We start from the raw sequence: 23680 nt of genomic DNA, 5'->3' as shown, positions 1-23680 counted from the left end.
GAGCTGCGTACGTCGGGACCGTCAGTTCGCGGAACGGCCGAGCTGGTTGTCGATGAAGTCGAAGAGGTCGTCCGCAGAGGCGGATTCGATCGTTTCGGCCAGGTCCGGTCCTCCGGCCGGTCCCGCAGCCTCGTTCAGCCGGGACAGGATCGTCTGCAGGCGTACAGAGACGGTGGAGCGCGTCTGACTGTCCTCGGCGAGGGCGGCGAGCGCCGCCTCCAGCCGGTCCAGCTCCGCGAGCGCCGGCTCCTCGGCCGCCGCACCGTCCGGCGCGACCTCGCCGAGCACGTGCTCGGCCAGCGCCGTCGGGTTCGGGTGGTCGAAGACCACGGTCGCGGACAGCCGCACCCCCGTCGCGGCGTTGAGCCGGTTGCGCAGCTCCACCGCCGTCATCGAGTCGAAGCCCATCTCCTGGAAGGCGCGGTCGGCCTGCACCGCGTCCTGCCCGGTGTGGCCCAGGACCGTGGCCACCTCGGCCCGTACGAGGTCCAGCACCGCCTGCTGCTGCTCCAGCGGGGACAGCCCCGCCAGCCGCGTCGCGAGCAGTTCGACGGAACCCCCGCCGGACTGCGCCGCGCGCCGGTTCACCGCCCGCACCAGCGAGCGGAACACCGGCGGCACCAGACCGTGCGCCCGCATCGCGGACAGGTCGACCGGGAGCGCCACGACCGCCGAGGTGCTCATCGCCAGCGCCGAGTCGAAGAGCGCGGTGCCCTCCTGCGGCGAGACCGGCTTGAAGCCCTCGCGGCCGAACCGCTTGAGGTCGTTCTCGTCCAGACCGGCGTTGATCCCGTAGCTCAGGCCCCACAGGCCCCAGGCCAGGGAGGTCGCCGCGAGACCCAGGCCCGCCCGGTGGGCGGCGAGCCCGTCCAGGAAGGCGTTGGCCGCCGCGTAGTTGGACTGCCCGGGGCCGCCGATGACACCGACGCTGGAGGAGAACAGCACGAACGCCGTCAGCTCCAGGTCCTTCGTCAGCTCGTGCAGGTGCCAGGCCGCGTCCGCCTTCGGCCGCAGTACGGCGTCCAGGCTGTCCGGGCTCAGCGCCGCCACCAGACCGTTGTCGAGGACGCCCGCCGTGTGCACCACACCCTTCAGGGGGTGCTCCGCCGGGATCGCCGCCAGGACGGCCGCCAGGGCCTCCCGGTCGGACACGTCCACGGCCGCGAGGGTGACCTCCGCGCCCAGCGCGGTGAGTTCGGCGCGCAGCTCCCCGGCCCCGGGGGCCGCGTCGCCGCGACGCCCGGCCAGCACCAGGTGGCGTACGCCGTGCTCGGCGACCAGGTGCCGGGCGAACAGGCTGCCCAGCGCGCCGGTACCGCCGGTGACCAGCACCGTGCCCTCGGGGTCCCAGACCACGGTCCGCTCGCCCGAGTCGGCCTCGGTGAGCCGGCGCAGCCTCGGCAGCAGCACCTCACCGCCGCGCACCGCCGCCTGCGGCTCACCGGAGGCGAGCACCGCCGACAGGGCCGCGGCCGGGACGGGGCCGTCGCCCGGGTGGTCCAGGTCGACGAGTACGATCCGGTCCGGGGCCTCGGCCTGCGCCGAACGCAGCAGCCCCCACACGGTCGCCGAGGCGGGCTCGGGAACACCGGCCGGACCGGCGTCCACCGCGCCCCGGGTGACGACCACCAGACGGGTGGCCTCCAGCCGGTCGTCGGCCAGCCAGTCCTGGAGCAGGGCCAGCGCTCCGCGCGCGGCGGAGTGGGAGGCGCCCACCACGTCGGCGGCGCCGTCCGTGACGGCCCACACCAGGACGGCGTCCACGGCCGCCCCGGCCTCGGCCGCCTTCCCGACGGCCGCCACGTCCTCGAAGGCCGGGCCGTCGAAGCCGGCGGCGGCGTCACCGAGGACGCCCCAGCGGACCCGCTCGGCGGGCTCGGGCAGCGCGGTGGCCACCCAGTCCACCTGGAACAGCGGCCGGCTGCCGCCCTGCGACACGGTGAACTCGGTGTCCGGCACGTCCCGGAAGACGAGCCGGCCGACCGTGGCGACGGCCTGGTCCTGCGCGTCGGACAGCCGTACGGTCACGGCGCCCTCCGGGTCCCCGTCAAGCGGGGCGATCCGCACCCGCACCGCCGTGGCCCCGCTCGCGTGCAGCCGTACGTCCTGCCACCGCGCCGGGATCCGCGTCGTCCCCGCGGCCCCGGTGCCCCCGGCGGCGGCCACGGCCGCCTCCAGCAGCGCCGGGTGCAGCTCGTACGCGGCGGCGTCGGGCAGCAGTTCCTCCGGCAGCGCGAGCTCGGCGGCCTCACCGCCCAGGACGGCGGGCGCGGTCTGCGCGGTCTGCGCTGTCTGCGTATCGAAGACACCGGCGGCGTGCACCGTCCAGCGGGCCTCCGCCTCGTCGGCGCGGGTGTGCACCGTGAACGGCCGCCGGCCCGCCTCGTCCGCCGGGCCCACGCCCAGCTGGAGCTGGACGGCGCCCTGCTCGGGCAGCACCACGGGCTTGTCGAGGTCCAGCTCGGCGAGCCCGGCCAGACCCAGCTCGTCGGCCGCCCGTACGGCCAGCTCCACCAGGGCGGAGCCGGGCAGTACGGCCGAGTCGAAGACGGCGTGCTCGGCGAGCCACGGGTGGGTGCGCACCGACAGCCGGCTGGTGAAGAGCACCTGGTCGGCGCCCGCGATGGTGACCGCGGCGCCGAGCAGCGGGTGCCCGGTCGGGTTCAGTCCGTACCCGGCGTCCGCGGCGGCGCCCGAGCCCTTCAGCCAGAAGGCCTCGTGCTGGAAGGCGTACGTCGGCAGGGCCACCGGACGGGCGCCCGAACCGGCGAAGTACGCCGCCCAGTCGACGCGCACCCCCCGGCTGTGCAGCCGGCCGACGCCCGCGACGAGCGTCTCGCCCTCGGGCCGGCCCCGGCGCACCAGCGGCACGGCGGCCGCGGCGGACAGGGTGTCCTGGGCGAGGGCCGTCAGGACGGCGTCCGGGCCGACCTCCGCCACGGTGGTGACGCCCAGGGCCTCGAGAGCGGCGACCGCGTCGGCGAACCGGACCGCGCCGCGGACCTGGTCGGCCCAGTACTCCGCGGTGACCAGGTCGTCCCCGGCGGCCGGCCGGCCGGTGAGGGTGGAGACGACCGGGATCTTCGGCTGGTGGTAGGTGAGACCGGCCGCGACCGCCGTGAACTCCTTCAGCATCCCGTCCATGTGGGGAGAGTGGAAGGCGTGCGAGACGGTCAGCCGCTTCGTCTTGCGGCCCTGCGCCTGGAACCGCTCCGCCACGTGCAGCGCGGTGTCCTCGTCGCCGGAGACGACCACCGAGTTGGGGCCGTTGATCGCGGCGATGGCCAGCTCGCCCTCACGCCCGGCCAGCAGCGGGAGGACCTCCTCCTCGGTGGCCTGTACGGCGATCATGGCGCCGCCGGCCGGGAGGGCCTGCATGAGCTTCGCGCGGGCGGCCACGAGCTTGGCGGCGTCGGCGAGGTCGAGGACCCCGGCCACGTGGGCGGCGGCGAGTTCGCCGATGGAGTGTCCGGCGAGCTGGTCGGGCTTGATGCCCCAGGACTCGACGAGCCGGTAGAGGGCGACCTCGACGGCGAACAGCGCGGGCTGGGTGTTGCCCGTGTCGTCGAGGCCCTCACCGGAGGCGATGACCTCGCGGATGGGCCGGTCGAGGTGCTTGTCCAGTTCGGCGGCGACGGCGTCGAAGGCGGTGGCGTAGGCGGGGAAGGCGGCGTACAGCTCCTCGCCCATCCCGGCGCGCTGCGCGCCCTGGCCGGTGAACAGGAACGCCGTCTTCCCGGACGTACGGCTGTCACGGACCGCGTTCGGCGCCGAAGCACCCGAGGCCAGTACCTGCAGACCCGCCAGCAGCGCGTCCCGGTCGCCGCCCGCCACCACCGCACGGTGCTCGAACAGCGAACGGCCCGTGGCCAGCGTCAGACCCAGGTCCCGCGGGTCGGCCTCCGCACCCGACTCCAGCAGCCGCGCGGCCTGCGCCGTCACGGCCTGCGGGGTCTTCCCGGACAGCACCCACGGCACCACCGGCAGCGGCGCAGCCGGCTCCCGCGCCGGCTCGGGCCGGACCGCGGGCGCCTCGATGACCACGTGCGCGTTGGTCCCGCTGATGCCGAAGGAGGACACGCCCGCACGACGCGGACGCCCGTACTCCTCCCAGCCGCGCGCCTCGGTCAGCAGCGAGACGGCGCCCGCCTCCCAGTCGACGTGCCCGGACGGCGCGTCCACGTGCAGGGTCTGCGGCAGCACCTCGTGGCGCATGGCCTCGATCATCTTGATGACGCTGCCCACGCCGGCGGCGGCCTGCGTGTGCCCGATGTTCGACTTCAGCGAGCCCAGCCACAGCGGCCGGTCCGCCGGACGGTTCTGCCCGTACGTCGCCAGCAGCGCCTGCGCCTCGATCGGGTCGCCGAGGGTCGTCCCGGTGCCGTGCGCCTCGACCACGTCCACATCGGCCGGGCTCAGGCCCGCGTTGGCGAGGGCCTGGCGGATGACCCGCTCCTGCGAAGGGCCGTTCGGGGCGGTCAGGCCGTTGGAGGCACCGTCCTGGTTGATGGCCGAACCCCGGATCACGGCGAGCACGTTGTGCCCGTTGCGCTCGGCGTCCGAGAGCCGCTCCACCAGCAGCAGGCCCACACCCTCCGACCAGCCGGTGCCGTCGGAACCGGCGGCGAAGGGCTTGCAGCGGCCGTCGGGCGACAGACCGCGCTGCCGGGAGAACTCCACGAAGGTGGTCGGGCTCGACATCACCGTGACACCGCCCGCCAGCGCCAGGTCGCACTCACCGGAGCGCAGGGCGTTCGCCGCCATGTGCAGGGCGACGAGCGAGGAGGAGCAGGCCGTGTCGACGGTGACCGCCGGGCCCTCCAGACCGAGGGTGTACGAGACCCGGCCCGAGGCCACACTGCCCGCGTTGCCGCTGGCCAGGTAACCCTCCAGGTCCTCGGGGATGGTCGTGAGGGCGGAGCCGTAGTCGTGGTACATCACACCGGCGAACACACCGGTACGGCTGCCGCGCAGCGCCGCCGGGACCAGCCCCGCGTTCTCCACGGTCTCCCAGGCGGTCTCCAGCAGGAGCCGCTGCTGCGGGTCGGTGGCCAGCGCCTCGCGCGGGGACATCCCGAAGAACTCCGGGTCGAACAGGTCCGCGTCGTGCAGGAAGCCGCCGCCCTGGGCGTACGTGGTGCCCGTGTGGTCCGGGTCCGGGTGGTACAGGTTCTCCAGGTCCCAGCCGCGGTTCGACGGGAACGGGGTGATCGCGTCCGTGCCCTCGGAGACCAGCCGCCACAGGTCCGCCGGCGAGGAGACCCCGCCCGGGTAGCGGCAGGCCATGCCGACGATGGCGATCGGCTCCAGCGACGCCGAGTCGGCGGCCACCACCACGGGCGCCGCGCCCTGCTCGGCGCCGAACAGCTCGGACGACAGGTGTGCGGCCAGCGCGGCCGGGTTCGGGTAGTCGAAGACCAGCGTGCTCGGCAGCCGCATGCCCGTCGTGGAGTTGAGCTGGTTGCGCAGCTCCACCGCGGTCAGCGAGTCGAAGCCCAGCTCCTGGAAGGCGCGTTCGGCGTCGATGCTGCTGTGGTCGGAGTGCCCGAGCACCGCCGCCACCTGCGCCCGCACCAGGTCCGTCAGGGCCTGGTCCCGCTCGGCCGGGGACAGCCCGCCCAGCCGGTCGGCCAGCGAGGAGCCGCCGCCCGCCTGGCCGGAGGCCGCCGCCCGGCGCGGGGCGGCCGTGACCAGCCCGCGGAAGAGCAGGTGCGGGCCGTCGGCCTGCTTGCGCAGCGCGGCCGTGTTCAGCCGGGTCGCGGCGAGCACCGCCTCGCCCGTACCGGGAGCCGCGTCGAACAGGTCCATCGCGTCGGCGGAGGACAGCGGCAGCAGGCCGGTGCGCTCGATGCGCTTGAGGTCGGCCTCGTCGAGCTGCCCGCTGATGGTGGAGGCCTGCGCCCACAGGCCCCAGGCCAGCGAGGTGGCCGGCAGGCCACTGGCCTGGCGGTACTGGGCGAGGGCGTCGAGGAAGGTGTTGCCCGCCGCGTAGTTGGCCTGGCCGGCGTTGCCGATGAGGCCCGCGATGGACGAGTAGAGGACGAAGGCCGACAGGTCCAGGTCCTTGGTGAGCTCGTGCAGGTTCCAGGCCGCGTCCACCTTCGGCTGGAGTACCTTCTCCAGCCGCTCCGGGGTCAGCGAGGACAGCAGGCCGTCGTCCAGCACGCCGGCCGTGTGCACGACCGCGCCGAGCGGGCGCTCCGCCGGGATCGCGGCCAGCACCGCGGCGAGGGCCTCCCGGTCGGCGACGTCACAGGCGGCGACGGTGACCTGGGCGCCGAGCCCGGTCAGCTCCGCCTCCAGCTCGGCCGCGCCCGCCGCCTCGATGCCGCGGCGGCTGAGCAGCAGCAGGTGCCTGGCGCCGTGCTCGGTGACCAGGTGCCGGGCGAGTACGCCGCCCAGTGCGCCGGTCGCGCCGGTGATCAGGGTGGTGCCCTGGTCCCAGCGGGCCGTCCGGGCCTCGGGGTCCTGCGCGGTGCGGGCCAGGCGCGGCACCAGCAGCTCGGTGCCGCGCACCGCGACCTGCGGCTCGCCGGAGGCCACGGCGGCGACCGGCGGGGCGCCGTCGCCGTCGGCGTCCAGGTCGACCAGGACGATCCGGCCCGGGTTCTCGCTCTGCGCGACGCGCAGCAGACCCCAGGCGGCGGCGTGCGCCAGGTCGGTGACGGGAGCGCCGACGGTGGTGGCGAGGGCGCCCCGGGTCACCACCACGAGGGTGGAGTCGGCGAACCGGTCGTCCGCCAGCCAGGACTGGGCCGTGCCCAGCAGCTCCCGGACCGCGCCGTGCGTCAGGGCGGGCACCTCGGCGGAGTCCGCCGCACCCGTCGGGGCGAGGGCCAGCAGGACGGTGGCGGGCACGGACGGCGCCGAGGCCACCGCCTCGAGCGAGGCGTAGCCACGGGCGCCCTCGACGGTGAGATCCCCGACGACGGCCCACCCGGAGGTGTCCACCGCGGAGCCCGAAGCGGTCGACGCGTTCCAGGACACCTTGAACAGGCCGTCCCGGGCGGCGGAGTTCGCCTCGCGCAGCGCCTCCTTCGACAGCGGGCGCAGCAGCAGCGACTCCACGGTCGCCACCGGGGCTCCCGTACCGTCCGCCACCGTCAGCGAGGCCACCTCGGGGCCGGTCAGCGTGATCCGGACGCGCAGCGTGGCGGCGCCCGTGGCGTGCACGCTCACCCCGGACCAGGAGAACGGCAGCAGCGCCACCCGGTCGTCGTCGACGACGCCCGGCAGCAGCGGGTGCAGCGCCGAGTCCAGCAGCGCCGGGTGCAGCTGGAACCGGCCGGCGTCGGCGCGCTGGGCGTCGGGCAGGGTCAGTTCGGCGAAGATCTCGCCGTTGCCCTTCCAGGCGCGGCGCAGGCCCTGGAAGGCCGGGCCGTACGCGTAGTCCTGGGCGGCGAGCCGCTCGTAGACCCCGTCGAGGGAGACCTCGGTGGCCCCGGCCGGGGGCCAGACCATCAGGGCCTCACCGGTGGCGGTGTCGGAGGCGGGGGCCAGGACGCCCTTGGCGTTGAGGGTCCACGGGCGGGCCTCGGCGGGCGCGTCGGCCGCGTCCCCGTCGTGGCGCGAGTACACGTCGACGCTGCGCCGGCCCGAGCCGTCGGCGTCCCCGACGACCAGCTGGAGCTGGACGCCGCCCTGCGCGGGCAGCACCAGCGGCGCCGACAGGGTCAGCTCCTCGATCTGCGGGCAGCCCAGCTGTCCGCCCGCGAGGACGGCCAGCTCGACGAAGCCGGTACCGGGCAGCAGGACCGTGCCGAGGACGGCGTGGTCGGCGAGCCAGGGGTGCGAGCGCAGCGACAGCCGGCTGGTGAAGAGGGTCTGGTCGCCGTCGGCGAGGTCCAGGGTGGCGCCGAGGATCGGGTGGTCGGTCGCGCTCAGGCCCAGGCCCGTCGCGTCGGCGGCGGCCTCCGCGACGTCCAGCCAGTACCGCTCGCGCTGGAAGGCATACGTCGGCAGGTCCACGGCGGAGTCCGCCGGGCCGCCGAAGGCCCCGCCCCCGAAATACGCCGCCCAGTCGGCCTTCCCGGTCCGGGCGTGCAGCTGCCCGGCCGCGAGGACGGCCTGCTGCACTTCGGGCCGGCCCGCGCGCAGGGTGGCGAGGGCGGTTCCGGCGCCCTCGACGGAGCCCGCGGCCAGCGCGGTCAGGACGGCGTCCGGGCCGATCTCGGTGAAGGTGCTCGCGCCGAGGGTCTCCAGGGTGCGGACGGCGTGCGTGAAGCGGACGGCGCCGCGGACCTGGTCGGCCCAGTACTTCGCGGTGCGCAGGTCGTCCCCGGTGGCGAGTTCGCCGGTGAGGGTGGAGACGACGGGGATCTTCGGGGCGTGGTAGGTGAGACCGGCCGCGACCTCGGTGAACTCCTTCAGCATCCCGTCCATGTGGGGGGAGTGGAAGGCGTGCGAGACGGTGAGCCGCTTCGTCTTGCGGCCCAGTCCGGCGATCTTCGCGGCGACCTCGAGGGCCGCGTCCTCGTCGCCGGAGACGACGACCGAGTTGGGGCCGTTGATCGCGGCGATGGCCAGGCGGTCCGTCAGCCCGTCGAGGAGCGGGAGGACTTCCTCCTCGGTGGCCTGTACGGCGATCATGGCGCCGCCGGCCGGGAGGGCCTGCATGAGCTTCGCGCGGGCCGCGACGAGCTTGGCGGCGTCGGCGAGGTCGAGGACTCCGGCGACGTGGGCGGCGGCGAGTTCGCCGATGGAGTGTCCGGCGAGCTGGTCGGGCTTGATGCCCCAGGATTCGACGAGCCGGTAGAGGGCGACCTCGACGGCGAACAGCGCGGGCTGGGTGTTGCCCGTGTCGTCGAGGCCCTCACCGGAGGCGATGACCTCGCGGATGGGCCGGTCGAGGTGCTTGTCCAGTTCGGCGGCGACGGCGTCGAAGGCGGTGGCGTAGGCGGGGAAGGCGGCGTACAGCTCCTCGCCCATCCCCGCGCGCTGCGCGCCCTGGCCGGTGAACAGGAACGCCGTCTTCCCGGCGGTCTTCGCCCCCTGGGCCACGGCCGGCGAGGCCTCGCCCGAGGCCAGCGCCCGCAGACCCGCCAGCAGCGCGTCCCGGTCGCCGCCCGCCACCACCGCACGGTGGTCGAACAGCGCCCGCAGGCCGACCAGCGCACGGCCCACCCCGGCCAGGTCGAGGTCCGCACGGTCCTCGGCCCAGGCCAGCAGCCGCGCGGCCTGCGCCGTCACGGCCTCCGGGGTCTTCCCGGACAGCACCCACGGTACGAACGGCACCGCCGCCGGGGCCGGGGCCGCCTCGGCGGCCTCGCCCTCGGGCTCCTCGGCGGCCGGGGCCTGCTCGATGACCACGTGCGCGTTGGTGCCGCCGAAACCGAAGGAGGACACGCCCGCACGGCGCGGCGCCCCCGTCTCGGGCCACTGGCGGGCCTCCTGGAGCAGCGAGACGGCGCCCGCCTCCCAGTCGATCCGCGTCGAGGGCTCCTCGGCGTGCAGGGTCTTCGGCATGAACCCGTGCCGGATCGCCTGCACCATCTTGATGATGCCGCCGACGCCCGCCGCGGCCTGGCTGTGCCCGATGTTCGACTTGAGGGAGCCGAGGTACAGGGGCTGGTCCGCCGGACGGTCCTGGCCGTAGGTCGCCAGCAGGGCCTGCGCCTCGATCGGGTCGCCCAGCGAGGTGCCGGTGCCGTGCGCCTCGACCAGATCCACATCGGCCGTGGTCAGACCGGCGTTGGCGAGCGCCTGGCGGATGACCCGCTCCTGCGAGGGGCCGTTCGGGGCGGTCAGGCCGTTGGAGGCACCGTCCTGGTTGACGGCGGTGCCCCGGATCACCGCGAGGACCTGGTGACCGTTGCGCCGGGCGTCCGAGAGCCGCTCGACCAGCAGCAGGCCCACGCCCTCGGCCCAGCCCGTGCCGTCGGCGTGCTCGGAGAAGGACTTGCAGCGGCCGTCGGCCGACAGGCCGCGCAGCCGGGAGAACTCGATGAAGGCGGTCGGCGTCGACATGACGGCCGCGCCGCCGGCGAGCGCGAGGTCGCACTCACCGGCCCGCAGCGCGTTCGCCGCCATGTGCATGGCCACCAGCGAGGAGGAACAGGCCGTGTCCACGGTCACCGTCGGCCCCTCCAGACCGAAGGTGTACGCGAGACGGCCCGAGGCGATGGAGCCGGCGCTGCCGCTGAACAGGTAGCCCTCGTTGCCCTCGGCGGGCAGGCCCGACCGGGAGCCGTAGTCGTTGTACATCAGACCGGTGAAGACACCCGTACGGCTGCCGCGCAGCGAGGCCGGGTCGATCCCGGCCCGCTCGAAGGCCTCCCACGTGGTCTCCAGCAGCAGTCGCTGCTGGGGGTCCACGGCGAGGGCCTCGCGCGGCGACATCCCGAAGAACTCGGGGTCGAAACGGTCCGCCTCGTGCAGGAAGCCGCCCTCGGCGGTGTACGAGGTGCCCGCCGCGTCGGGGTCGGTGTCGTACAGCCGCTCCAGGTCCCAGCCACGGTTGACGGGGAAGCCGCTGACCGCGTCCACCCCGTCGGTGACCAGCTGCCAGAGGTCTTCGGGGGTGGCGACCCCGCCGGGGTACCGGCACGCCATCCCGACGATCGCGATGGGCTCCTGTGCCTTGTCCTCTACCTCGCGCAGACGCTTCTTCGCGTCCCGGGCATCGGCGATGGCCCGCTTGAGGTACTCCCGGAGTTCTTGCTCGTTCGCCACGTGATCTCAGCTCCCCGACGTGATGTGGCTGGGTATTGATGAATGGAGGGTTCGCACAGGTCAGTCCAGGTCGTCGAGGAGCGCGAACAGCTCCTCGTCGCTCGCCTCTTCCAGGTCGGCGTTGCCGTCCTCGGCCTTGGCACCGCTCGCCGTGTCGGCGATGTCCAGCAGCTCCCGCAGCCGGCCGGTGATCTGGTCGAAGGCCTCCCGGTCCGAAGAGGCCGCCTGGATGGCGGACTTCAGCTTGTCGAGGTCCGACAGGACCGGCGCCGCCGCCGACACGTCCTCCACCGTGATCTGCTGGCGCAGGTACGCGGCGAGCGCGGCCGGGTTCGGGTAGTCGAAGACGAGGGTGCTCGGCAGTCGCAGACCGGTCGCGGCGTTGAGCTGGTTGCGCAGCTCCACGGCGGTCAGCGAGTCGAAGCCCAGCTCCTGGAAGGCACGGTCGGCGTCGATGCCGCTGTGGTCGGCGTGACCGAGCACCGAGGCCACCTGGGCCCGTACGAGGTCCGTCAGCGCCGCGACGCGCTCCTCCTCCGGCAGGGCGCCGAGGCGCTCGGCGAAGGAGGGGCCGTCCGCCCCGGACTGTGCGCCGCCGCCCGCGACCGCCCGGCGCGGACCGGCCGGAGCCAGGTCCCGCAGCAGCGGCAGCAGCCGGTCGCCCTGCTTGCGCAGGGCCTCCACGGCGAGCCGGGTGACGGCCAGGACCGCATCGCCGGTGCCGGGGGCCGCGTCGAAGAGGTCCATCGCGTCGGCCGACGACAGCGGCAGCAGGCCGAGCCGGGCCAGGCGGCGCAGGTCCGCCTCCTCCAGCGAGCCGCTGATGGTGGAGGCCTGCGCCCACAGGCCCCAGGCGAGCGAGGTGGCCGGGAGGCCGTTCGCCTGGCGGTACTGGGCGAGGGCGTCGAGGAAGGTGTTGCCCGCCGCGTAGTTGGCCTGGCCGGCGTTGCCGATCAGACCGGCGATCGAGGAGTAGAGGACGAAGGCCGACAGGTCCAGGTCCTTGGTGAGCTCGTGCAGGTTCCAGGCCGCGTCCACCTTCGGCAGCAGCACCTGCTCCAGGCGCTCCGGCGTCAGGTCCGACAGGACGGTGTCGTCCAGCACACCGGCCGTGTGGACCACCCCGGTCAGCGGCTGCTCCGCGGGGATCGCCGCCAGCACCCCGGCCAGGGACTCCCGGTCCGTCACGTCGCAGGCGGCGACGGTCACGGCCGCGCCGAGCGCCGTGAGCTCCGCACGCAGCTCCTCGGCACCCGGGGCGTCCAGGCCGCGGCGGCTGAGCAGCAGCAGGTGCCTGGCGCCGTGTTCGGTGACCAGGTGCCGGGCGAGTACGCCGCCCAGTGCGCCGGTCGCGCCGGTGATCAGGGTGGTGCCCTGGTCCCAGCGGGCCGTGCGGGCCTCGGGGTCCTGCGCGGTGCGGGCCAGGCGCGGCACCAGCAGCTCGCCGCCGCGCACCGCGAGCTGCGGCTCGCCGGAGGCCAGGACCGAGCCGGGCAGCGTGGCGGCGCCGTCGGCGTCTACGTCGACCAGGACGATCCGGCCCGGGTTCTCCGTCTGCGCCACGCGCAGCAGGCCCCAGACACCGGCGTGCGCCAGGTCGGTGACGGGCTCCCCGCCGGTGGCGATGGCACCCCGGGTCACCACCACGAGGGTGGAGTCCTCGAAGCGCTCGTCGGCCAGCCAGGCCTGCGCCGTCGCGAGGGCCTCGCGCAGCGCCTGCCGCGCGGCCCCGGCGACCTCACCGGTGACGGCGGCCGGAGCCAGCACCACCGTGGCGGGCACGTTCTCCGCCGAGGCCACCTCCTCCAGCGAGGCGTACGCACGGCCGCCCTCAACCGTGACGTCCCCGACGACGGCCCACCCGGAGCCCGCCACAGTCGTACCCGTCACCGAAGAGCCCGTCGGCAGCGCGTTCCAGGCGACCTTGAACAGGCCGTCCCGGGCCGTCGACGCGGCCTCGCGCAGCGCCTCCTTCGACACCGGCCGCAGCAGCAGCGACTCCACGGTCGCCACCGGGGCGCCGCTGCCGTCCGCCACCGTCAGCGCGGCCTGCAGGGTGTCCGAGTCCCGCCCGGACAGCGCGAGCCGCACCCGCAGGACCTGGGCGCCCACCGCGTGGACGCTCACCCCGGACCAGGAGAACGGCAGCCGTGCCAGGCCCGAGTCGAAGGCCACGCCCGGCAGCAGCGGGTGCAGGGCCGCGTCCAGCAGCGCCGGGTGCAGCAGGAAACTGCCCGCCTCGGCGCGCTGGGCGTCGGGCAGCCGCACCTCGGCGAGGATCTCGTCCTCGCCCACCGTCCACAGCCGCGACAGGCCCTGGAAGGCCGGCCCGTAGGAGTAGCCCTGCAGCTCCAGGCGCTCGTACGCCCCGTCCAGGGAGACCTCCGTGGCCCCGGCCGGCGGCCACACCGTCAGCGCCTCACCGGGCTCACCGGCGGGCGAGAGGGAACCGTTCGCGTTCAGGGTCCACGGCCGGTCGGTGGCCACGTCCCCGTCGTCGGGCCGGGAGAACACCTCGACGGTGCGGCGGCCCGCGCCGTCGGCCTCGCCGACGACCACCTGGACCTGGACACCGCCCTGCTCGGGCAGCACCAGCGGCGCCGACAGCATCAGCTCCTCGACCCGCTCCACGCCGAGCTGCTCGCCCGCCCGGGCCGCCAGCTCCACCAGACCGGTACCGGGCACCAGCACCGTGCCGTGCACGGCGTGCTCGGTCAGCCAGGCGTGCGTACGGCGCGACAGGCGGCCCGTGAACAGGTACTCGTCACGGTGCGCCGAACCGACCGCCGCACCCAGCAGCGGGTGACCGGTCGCCGCCAGACCCAGCCCGGCCGCGTCGGCCGGCGTCCGCGGGTCCTCCAGCCAGTACCGCTCGTGCTGGAAGGCGTACGTCGGCAGGGCGACGGTCCGCCCGCCCGGGAACAGCTTGGCGAAGTCCGGCCGGGCACCGCGCATCCGCAGTACGGCCATCGCCCCGGCCACCGTCTCCGCCTCGGGCCGGTCCCGGCGCAGGGCCGGGGCGAGCGCGCCCGCCTCCTGCTCCAGGGAACCCTGGGCGAGGGCGGTGAGGACCCCGTCCGGGCCCAGCTCCAGGAAGTCGGTGACGCCCTGCGCCTCCAGGTAGCGGACCCCGTCGGCGAAGCGCACGGCCTCCCGGATGTGGGTGGCCCAGTACTCCGGCGAGGTCAGCTGCTCCTCGGTGGCCAGGGTGCCGGTGACGTTGGAGACCACCGGGATGCGCGGTGCGCGGAAGTTCAGACCCGAGGCGACCTCGCGGAACTCCTCCAGCACCTCGTCCATGTGCGGGGAGTGGAAGGCGTGCGAGACCGGCAGCCGCTTGGTGCGCGCACCCTTCGCGCGGAAGGCGTCGCACAGCTCGTCCACGACGTCCGCGTCACCCGAGATCACCATGGAGGTGGGGCCGTTGACCCCGGCGATGGCGACCTTGTCGCCGTACGGGGCGAGCGCGGCGCGCACCTCCTCCTCGGTGGCCTGGACCGCGGCCATCGCCCCGCCCTCACGGGCGGCCTGCATCAGCCGGCCGCGCTCGGCGACCAGGCAGCAGGCGTCGCCCAGTTCGAGGACGCCCGCCAGGTAGGCGGCGGTGACCTCGCCGATGGAGTGGCCCAGCAGGTAGTCCGGGGTGAAGCCGTGGTGCTCGAACAGCCGGTACAGGGCCACCTCGATGGCGAACAGCGCGGCCTGCGTGAAGGAGGTCTGGTCGATCAGCGCCGAGTCCGCCGAGTGCTCGGGGGCGAACAGCACCTCCTTGATCGGCCGGGCCAGTTCGGCGTCGAAGCGGGCGCAGATCTCGTCCAGCGCCTTCGCGAACACCGGGTTCGAGGCGTACAGCTCACGGCCCATGCCCAGGCGCTGGCTGCCCTGCCCGGTGAAGAGGAACGCCGTCTTGCCGGGCCGCGCCGAGCGGCCCCGTACGACGTTGCTCGCGGACTCGCCGTGCGCCAGCGACGACAGGCCCCGGATCAGGGACTCCCGGTCGCCGCCGACGACGGCCGCGCTGTGCTCCAGTACCGCGCGGCCCGTCGCCAGCGAGAAGCCGATGTCGGTCGCGGACAGCGCCGGGTTGTCCAGGACGAACCGGTGCAGCCGGGCCGCCTGGGCCTGGACGGCCTTCTCGTCCTTGCCGGACACCAGCCACGGCAGCACCGCACCGGCGGGCTGCGCCTCGGGGGCGGGCTTGCGGGCGGCGGGGGCGGCCGGGGGCTGCTCGAGGATGACGTGGGCGTTGGTGCCGCTGATGCCGAAGGAGGACACGCCCGCACGGCGCGGCCGGCCCTGCTCGGGCCAGGCGGTCTCCTCGGTCAGCAGCGTCAGCGCGCCCGCGTCCCAGTCCACGTGCGGGGACGGCCGGTCCACGTGCAGGGTGCGCGGCAGGGTGCCGTGGCGCATGGCCTCGATCATCTTGATGACGCCGCCGACACCGGCCGCCGCCTGGCTGTGCCCGATGTTCGACTTGAGGGAGCCCAGGTACAGGGGCTGGTCCTCGGGCCGGTCCTGGCCGTAGGTGGCCAGCAGGGCCTGCGCCTCGATGGGGTCGCCGAGGGTGGTGCCGGTGCCGTGCGCCTCGACCGCGTCCACGTCCGCCGGGTTCAGACCGGCGTTGGCCAGGGCCTGGCGGATGACCCGCTCCTGGGCCGGGCCGTTGGGGGCGGTGAGGCCGTTGGAGGCGCCGTCCTGGTTGACGGCGGTGCCCCGGATCACGGCCAGGATCTGGTGGCCGTTGCGCTTGGCGTCGGAGAGCCGCTCCACGAGGAGCAGGCCGACGCCCTCGCTCCAGCCGGTGCCGTCCGCGCTCGCCGAGAAGGACTTGCAGCGGCCGTCGGGGGACAGGCCCCGCTGGCGGGAGAACTCCACGAAGGTGTGCGGGCTGTTCATCACCGTGACACCGCCCGCGAGCGCGAGGTCGCACTCGCCGGAGCGCAGCGCGTTCGCCGCGAGGTGCATGGCCACCAGAGAGGAGGAGCAGGCCGTGTCGACGGTGAGCGACGGGCCCTCCAGGCCGTACGTGTACGACAGCCGGCCGGAGATGACGCTGGACAGGTTGCCCGCGAGCAGGAAGCCCTCGAACTCCTCCGGCGTCGAGCTCAGCCGGGACGCGTAGTCGTCGTACATCGCGCCCGTGAACACACCGGTGTTGGTGCCGCGCACCAGCGCCGGGTCGATGCCCGCGCTCTCGAAGGTCTCCCACGCCGTCTCCAGCAGCAGGCGCTGCTGGGGGTCGGTCGCGGTCGCCTCGCGCGGGGAGATCCCGAAGAACTCCCGGTCGAAGAGGTCCGCCTCGTGCAGGAAGCCGCCCTCACGGACGTACGAGGTGCCCGTGCGCTCCGGGTCCGGGTCGTAGAGGCCGTCCAGGTCCCAGCCGCGGTTGACCGGGAAGCCGGTCACCGCGTCGACCCCGTCGGCGACGAGCCGCCACAGGTCCTGCGGGGAGCTGACCCCGCCCGGGAAGCGGCAGGCCATGCCGACGATGGCGATCGGCTCGTCCGTGGCGCCCTTGGCGCGCGCCTTGACGGCCTTGGCCGGGGCGCCGCCCGCGTCCGCGGAGACCTTCGACAGGACGTACGCCGCCAGCGCGCCCGGGGTCGGGTGGTCGAAGACCGCCGTCGCCGGGAGCCGCAGACCGGTGGCCGCGCCGAGCCGGTTGCGCAGGTCCACGCCGGCCATCGAGTCGAAGCCGATGTCGCTGAAGGCCCGCTGCGGGTCGATGGAGGTGGCGCCCGCGTGGCCGAGCACCGAGGCCACGGTGGAGCGTACGAGGTCCAGTACGGCTTCCCCGCGCTTGTCCTCGGCGAGACCGGCGATCTGCCGGATCCAGCCCGACTCGCCGGCGGCGCCCGCGCCGGCCTGTGCGGCGCGGCGGGTACGGGTACGGACCAGGCCCCGGTAGAGGGCGGGCGGCAGTTCGGCCGCGCCGCGGAACCGGGCGAGGTTCAGCCCCACCGGCACCAGCAGCGGGCGTACGCCCTCCACCGCCGCATCGAACAGGGCCAGGCCCTGCTCCGGGGTGAGCGGGGTCATGCCCGCCCGGTCCCAGCGGGCCAGGTCGGCCTCGGTGAGGCCGGCGCCCATGCCGTGGCTGCTGTCCCACAGGCCCCAGGCCAGCGAGGTCGCCGCCAGGCCGGAGGCGCGGCGGTGGGCCGCGAGGGCGTCCAGGTAGGTGTTGGCGGCCGCGTAGTTGGCCTGTCCGGCGGTGCCGGTGAGACCGGACACCGACGAGAACAGCACGAAGGCCTTCAGCGGCAGCGCACGGGTCAGCTCGTGCAGGTTCCAGGCCGCGTCCACCTTCGGGCGCAGCACCGCGGACACCTGCTCCGGGGTGAGGGACTCCACCGTCGCGTCGTCCAGCACGCCGGCCGTGTGCACCACGGCCGTCAGCGGGTGCGCCGGGTCCACGGCCGCCAGCAGCTCCGCCACCGACGCCCGGTCGGCGGCGTCGGCCGCGACCACGCGGACCTCGGCGCCCAGGGCGGAGAGTTCGGCGGCGAGGGTGTCCGCGCCCGGGGTGGCCGGGCCGCGCCGGCTGGAGAGCAGCAGGTGCCGCACCCCGTGCCGGGTGACCAGGTGGCGGGCGAACAGCGCGCCCAGGCCGCCGGTACCACCGGTGACCAGGACGGTGCCCTCGGAGCCGAGGACCGGCTCCGCCGGGGCGGGTTCCGCGGCCGCGCGGGCGAGCCGGGGGGCGTACAGCTCGCCCGCGCGGACCGCGAGCTGGGGCTCGCCGGAGGCGAGCGCGGCGGCCAGGACCGTGTCGGGCGTCCCGTCCTCGGCGTCGACCAGCACGAGCCGGTCGGGGTGCTCGGACTGCACCGAGCGCACCAGACCCCAGACGGGGGCGGCGTCCAGGTCGGCGACGTCCTCGCCGTCCCGCGCGGCCACCGCGCCGGTGGTGACGAACACCAGCCGGGAGTCGGCGAACCGCTCGTCCGCCAGCCACTCCTTGACCAGGGCCAGCGCCTTCAGGGTCGTCAGGTGCGCACCCTCGACGGTGGAACCGGCCGCACCGGACAGGCGTACGAGGACGTCCTTGCCGGCCTCGGCGGCGGCCAGGTCCCCGGCCGTCTCGGACCAGTCGGCTTCCGCGCCCTCGGCGGCGGCCACGGCCGTCCAGTCCACCGCGTACAGCGAGTCGTGCCCGCCCTCGGCGGCGGAGGCGGAGGTGAGCTGCTCCTTGGCGACGGGGCGCAGGGTCAGCGCCTCGACCTCCGCGACGGGCGCGCCCGCCGCGTCGGCCAGGGTCAGCCGGTAGGTGTCGGTGCCGGTCGGGGAGATCCGTACGCGCAGCTCGGCGGCGCCCGCCGCGTGCAGGGAGATGCCCGCCCAGGCGAACGGCAGCCGGATCCGGTCGCCGTCCGCCGGGTCGGCGGCGTCCAGCACCAGCGGGTGCAGGACGGAGTCGAAGAGCGCGGGGTGCACCCCGAAGCGGGCGGCGCTCTCGCGGTGCTCCTCCGGCAGCCGGACCTCGGCGTACAGGTCGCGGCCGTCGCGCCACAGTGCGCTCAGCCCCTGGAAGGCGGGGCCGTACGCGTACCCGAGCCCGGCGAGGCGCTCGTACACGCCGTCCAGCGGCTCGGCCTCCGCGCCGGCCGGCGGCCAGGCGGTGAGCTCGCCGTCCGCGTCCGGGGCGGTGGCCTCGGCGAGGGCGCCCGTCGCGTGCCGGGTCCACGGCTGCGCCTGGTCCTCGCCGGTGTCGGGGCGGGCGTGGATGGAGAACGGGCGGACACCGGAGGCGTCCGGGGCGCCCACCGCCACCTGCACGCGGACCGGCTCACGGCCCGTCAGGGCGAGCGGGGCCTCCAGGGTCAGCTCCTCGACGCGGGTGGCGCCGAGGTGGTCGCCGGCGGCGACGGCCAGCTCCAGGAAGCCGGTGGCCGGCACCAGCACGGTCGTGCCGATGGTGTGGTCGGTCATCCACGGGTGGGCGCCGACCGAGATCCGGCTGGTGAACAGGGCGTCCTCGCGGTCCGCGAACTCCACGGTGGTGGACAGCAGCGGGTGGTCGGAGGCATCCAGGCCCAGGCTGCGGGCGTCGGTCGGGACGGTCGGCGAGAGCCAGTACAGCTCCCGCTGGAAGGCGTACGTCGGAAGCTCGGCCGGGACGGCGCCCGGGAAGAACGTCGCCGCGTCCAGGGAGGCGCCGGCGGTGTGGGCGCGGGCGAGGCCCGTGGTGAAGGTCTCCGCCTCGGGGCGTCCGGCGCGCAGCAGCGGCACGGCCACGACGGCCGCGTCCTCCAGGGCGCCCTGGGCCAGCGCGGTCAGCACCGCGTCGGGGCCGACCTCGACGAGGACGGTCGCGCCCTGCGCGGCCAGCTCCAGGGTGGCGTCGAGGAAGCGGACGGCGGCCCGGATCTGGCCCGCCCAGTAGTCGGGGGAGGTCAGTTCGGCGTCCGTGGCGATCTTGCCGGTGACGGTGGAGACCACCGGGACCGTGGGCGCCGAGAAGGTCAGCGAGGCCGCGACCTCGCGGAACTCGTCCAGGATCTCCGCCATGTGCGGGGAGTGGAAGGCGTGCGAGACGGTGAGGCGCTTCGTCTTGCGGCCCTGCTCCCGCCAGTGCGCGGCGATCTCCTCGGCGACGGACTCGTCGCCCGAGATCACCACGGAGGCCGGGCCGTTGACGGCCGCGACCGACACCGCGTCCTCGTGGCCGGCGAGGGAGGCGGCGATCTCCGCCTCCGTGCCCTGCACGGCGATCATCGCGCCGCCGGAGCGGGCCGACTGCATCAGCCGGCCGCGCGCGGCCACCAGCCGGGCGGCGTCCTCCAGGGTCAGCACCCCGGCCGCGTGCGCGGCGGACAGCTCGCCGATCGAGTGCCCGGCCAGCAGGTCCGGGGTGACCCCGTGGTGCTCCAGCAGCCGGAAGAGGGCCACCTCGACGGCGAACAGCGCGGGCTGGGTGTACGTGGTCTCGTCCAGCAGGGCCGCCTCGGGGCTGCCCTCCGCGGCGAAGACCACCTCGCGCAGCGGCCGCTCCAGGTGGGCGTCGAGCGCGGCGAACACCGCGTCGAGCGCCTCGGCGAAGACGGGGTGGCGCTCGTACAGCTCACGGCCCATGCCCAGGCGCTGGGCGCCCTGGCCGGTGAAGAGGAACGCGGTGCGCCCGGCTCCCGCGGCGCTGCCGGTGACCACCGACGGCGAGGCGGCACCGGCGGCCAGCGCGTCGAGCCCGGCCAGCAGCGCGGCCCGGTCCTCCGCGAGGACGACGGCCCGCTCCTCGAAGGAGGTACGGGTACGGGCCAGCGCCCGCCCGACGGCGGCCGGGTCGGCGTCCGCGGCCAGCTCCCGCAGCCGCCCGGCCTGGGCGCGCAGCGCCTCGGGGGTACGGGCCGACAGCGGCCAGGGGGCGGGCAGCGCGGGGGCCGCCGGTTCCTCGGCCGGGGCCGGGGCGGCCTGCTCGGGGGCCTGCTCGATGACGACGTGGGCGTTGGTGCCGCTGATCCCGAAGGAGGAGACGGCGGCGCGGCGCGGCCGGCCCGTCTCGGGCCAGGACCGCTCCTCGGTCAGCAGCTCCACGGAGCCCGCCGACCAGTCGATGTGCGGGGACGGCTGCTCGGCGTGCAGGGTGCGGGGCAGCACCCCGTGCCGGATCGCCTCGACCATCTTGATGACACCGCCGACGCCGGCGGCGGCCTGGGCGTGCCCGATGTTCGACTTGAGGGAGCCGAGGAAGACCGGGGAGCCGCCCTCGCGGGCGCTGCCGTAGGTGGCCATGACGGCCTCGGCCTCGATCGGGTCGCCCAGCTTGGTGCCGGTGCCGTGCGCCTCGACCGCGTCGACCTCGGTGGTGTCCAGGCCGGAGTCGGCGAGGGCCTGGCGGATGACGCGCTGCTGGGCGAGGCCGCTGGGGGCGGTCAGGCCGTTGGAGGCGCCGTCCTGGTTGATGGCGGAGCCGCGCAGTACCGCGAGGACCTGGTGGCCGTTGCGCTCGGCGTCGGAGAGCCGCTCCACGAGGAGCAGGCCGACGCCCTCCGCCCAGCCGGTGCCGTCCGCGTCCGCCGAGAAGGACTTGCAGCGGCCGTCGGGGGCGAGCCCGCGCTGACGGGAGAACTCGACGAACATGCCGGGGGAGGACATGACCGTCGCCCCGCCCGCCAGCGCGAGGTTGGTCTCGCCCGACCGCAGCGAGCGGATCGCCAGGTGCAGGGCGACGAGGGACGAGGAGCAGGCCGTGTCGGTGGTCACCGCCGGGCCGAGCAGGCCCAGCTGGTAGGCGATCCGGCCCGACATCACGCTGGTGGTGCTGCCGGTCAGGATCGAGCCCTGGACGCTCTCCGGGGCCTCGTACATGCGCGGCCCGTACTCCAGGGCCGTCGCGCCGACGAACACGCCGGTCCGGGTGCCGTGCAGGTCCCCGGGGCGGATCCCGGAACGCTCGACGGCCTCCCAGGCGGTCTCCAGCAGCAGCCGCTGCTGCGGGTCCATGGCGAGGGCCTCGCGCGGGGAGATCCCGAAGAAGGCGGCGTCGAACTCGCCCGCGTCGTGCAGGAAGCCACCGCGGCGCACGGCGGACTTGCCGGGCCGGTCGGGGTCGGCGTCGTAGAGGTCCTCGGGCCAGCCGCGGTTCTCGGGGAAGCCGGAGACGGCGTCACCGCCCGCCGCGACCAGGTCCCACAGCTCGGCGGGGGAGGAGATGCCGCCCGGGAAGCGACAGGCCATGCCGACGATCGCGATGGGCTCGTCGGCGTCGGCGCCGGGACGCCGGGTGAACTCCTCGGCGTCCTCGGCCGCGCCCAGCAGCTCGGCCTCCACGAACTCGGTCAGCGCCTGCGGGGTCGGGTGGTCGAACAGCAGCCCGCCGGGCAGCCGCAGACCCGTCGCCTCGGCCAGCGCCTTGCGCAGCTCGGTGGTCATCATCGAGCTGAAGCCGAGCTTCTGGAACGGGGTGCGCTGCTCCAGCGCCTCGCCCGGCCCGTACTCCAGGATCGCGGTGACGTGCGAGGTCACCAGTTCCGAGACCACGCGCCGGCGCTCGGCCTGCGACAGGCCCGCCAGACGCCGGCCCAGCTCGCCGCGCGGGGTGGCGGCCGGGGAGTCCGGGGCGTCCACGGAGTCGGCGGCGGCCGCCAGGGCCGGGGCCTCCTTGCGGGCGGCGGCGTCGAACCAGTACCGGCGGCGCTGGAAGGCGTACGTGGGCAGGGTGACGCTCCGTACGCCGGAACCCTCGTGGCCGAGGCCCTGGTACAGGGCGCTCCAGCCGAGGTCGGCGCCCGCCGTGAAGGCGGTGGCGACGGCCGTGAGCAGGCTCTGCACCTCGGGGCGGCCCGCGCGCAGGGCGGGGGTGCCTTCGGTGAGGGCGCTGAGGACGGCGTCGGGGCCGATCTCCAGGAAGACGGTCGCGCCGAGCTCGGCCAGGGACTTCGCGGCGTCGGCGAACCGGACGGCGCCGCGGACCTGGTCGGTCCAGTAGCAGGGGGTGCGCAGTTCGTCCCCGGTGGCGGGCTTGCCCGTGAGGGTGGAGACGACGGGGATGCGCGGCTCGGCGTAGGTCAGCTCCTTGGCGACCTTGTGGAACTCCTTCAGCATCCCGTCCATGTGGGGGGAGTGGAAGGCGTGCGAGACGCTCAGGCGCTTGGTCTTGCGGCCCAGCGCGGCGATCCGCAGCGCCACGTCGACGGCCGCGTCCTCGTCGCCGGAGATGACGACGGAGGTCGGGCCGTTGATCGCGGCGATGGCCAGGCGGTCCGTCAGGCCTTCGAGGAGCGGGAGGACTTCCTCCTCGGTGGCCTGTACGGCGATCATGGCGCCGCCGGTCGGCAGGGCCTGCATCAGCTTCGCCCGGGCCGCCACCAGCCTGGCGGCGTCGGCGAGGCCGAGGATCCCGGCGACGTGGGCGGCGGCCAGCTCACCGATGGAGTGCCCGGCCACGTGGTCCGGGGTGATCCCCCAGGACTCGACCAGCCGGTAGAGGGCGACCTCGACGGCGAACAGGGCGGGCTGCGTGTTGCCCGTGTCGTCCAGGCCCTCGCCCGAGGCGATGACCTCCCACAGCGGGCGCTCCAGCAGCGGGTCCAGCTCGGCGGCGACGGCGTCGAAGGCCTCCGCGAACACCGGGAAGGCGGCGTACAGCTCCTGGCCCATGCCCTGGCGCTGGGCGCCCTGGCCGGTGAACAGGAACGCGGTGGTGCCGGTGGCGGGCTCGCCGCGCACCACACCGGCGCCCGGCCGGCCCTCGGCCAGCGCCCGCAGCCCCTCGACCAGCGCCTCGCGGCCCGAGCCGATCACGACGGCGCGCCGCTCGAAGGCGGTACGGGTGGTCGCCAGCGCGAGGCCGGTGTCGGCCAGGCCCGGGGCGCCCTCCGCCGCGGCGAACTCCGCCAGCCGGGCGGCCTGCGCGCGCAGCGCCTCGTCGGAGCGGGCCGACAGCGCCCAGGGCAGGACGGCGGGCTCCTCCGAAGGCGTGACGGGCGCGGCCGCCGGGGCCTCGGAGACCACGACGTGGGCGTTGGTGCCGCCCATGCCGAAGGAGCTGACGCCCGCGACGAGCGGCCGCTCGGGGTGCGGCCACGCCGAGTGCTCGCTCTGCACAGCCAGACCCAGTTCGGCGAGCGGGATGGCCGGGTTCGGGGTCTCGAAGTTGAGGCTCGCCGGCAGCTCGCGGTGGGAGATCGCCAGCAGGGTCTTGATCAGGCCCGCGATGCCCGCGGCGCCCTCCAGGTGCCCGATGTTCGTCTTGACGGAGCCCACGCGCAGCGGCTCCTCCCCGGCCCGGTCCGCGCCGAGCGCGGCGCCCAGGGCGGCGGCCTCGATGGGGTCGCCGACGGGCGTGCCGGTGCCGTGGAGCTCCACGTACTGGACCCGCTCGGCGGGGCCGAGCGCGGCCCGCTCGTGGGCCAGGCGCAGCACCTGCTCCTGCGCGGCCGGGCTGGGCACGGTCAGGCCGGCGGTGGTGCCGTCGTTGTTGACGGCGCTGGCGCGGATGACGCCGTAGACGCGGTCGCCGTCGGCGAGGGCCCGCTCCAGGGGCTTGAGGACCAGGACTCCGGCGCCCTCA

2 protein-coding genes are annotated in these 23680 nt (G+C 75.3%); both read right to left on the bottom strand.

Features of this window, described 5'->3' with window-relative positions; all coding sequences use genetic code 11:
- Positions 1–21 precede the first annotated feature (21 nt).
- The gene (locus OOK31_RS31940) at positions 22–10671 is read right to left on the bottom strand and encodes a type I polyketide synthase (protein ID WP_267090882.1); all 10650 of its coding nucleotides are present in this window, start codon (positions 10669–10671) and stop codon (positions 22–24) included.
- A 60-nt stretch (positions 10672–10731) separates the two neighbouring features.
- Positions 10732–23607: an SDR family NAD(P)-dependent oxidoreductase gene (locus OOK31_RS31935; RefSeq protein ID WP_323188283.1), complete on the bottom strand. Its 12876-nt coding sequence runs from the start codon at positions 23605–23607 to the stop codon at positions 10732–10734.
- Positions 23608–23680: the final 73 nt, after the last annotated feature.

It is taken from the genome of Streptomyces sp. NBC_00249, from assembly GCF_026342355.1.
Lineage (GTDB): Bacteria > Actinomycetota > Actinomycetes > Streptomycetales > Streptomycetaceae > Streptomyces.
The sequence above is the reverse complement of the archived record's forward strand: the minus strand, read 5'-3'. Positions and strand labels throughout refer to the sequence as shown.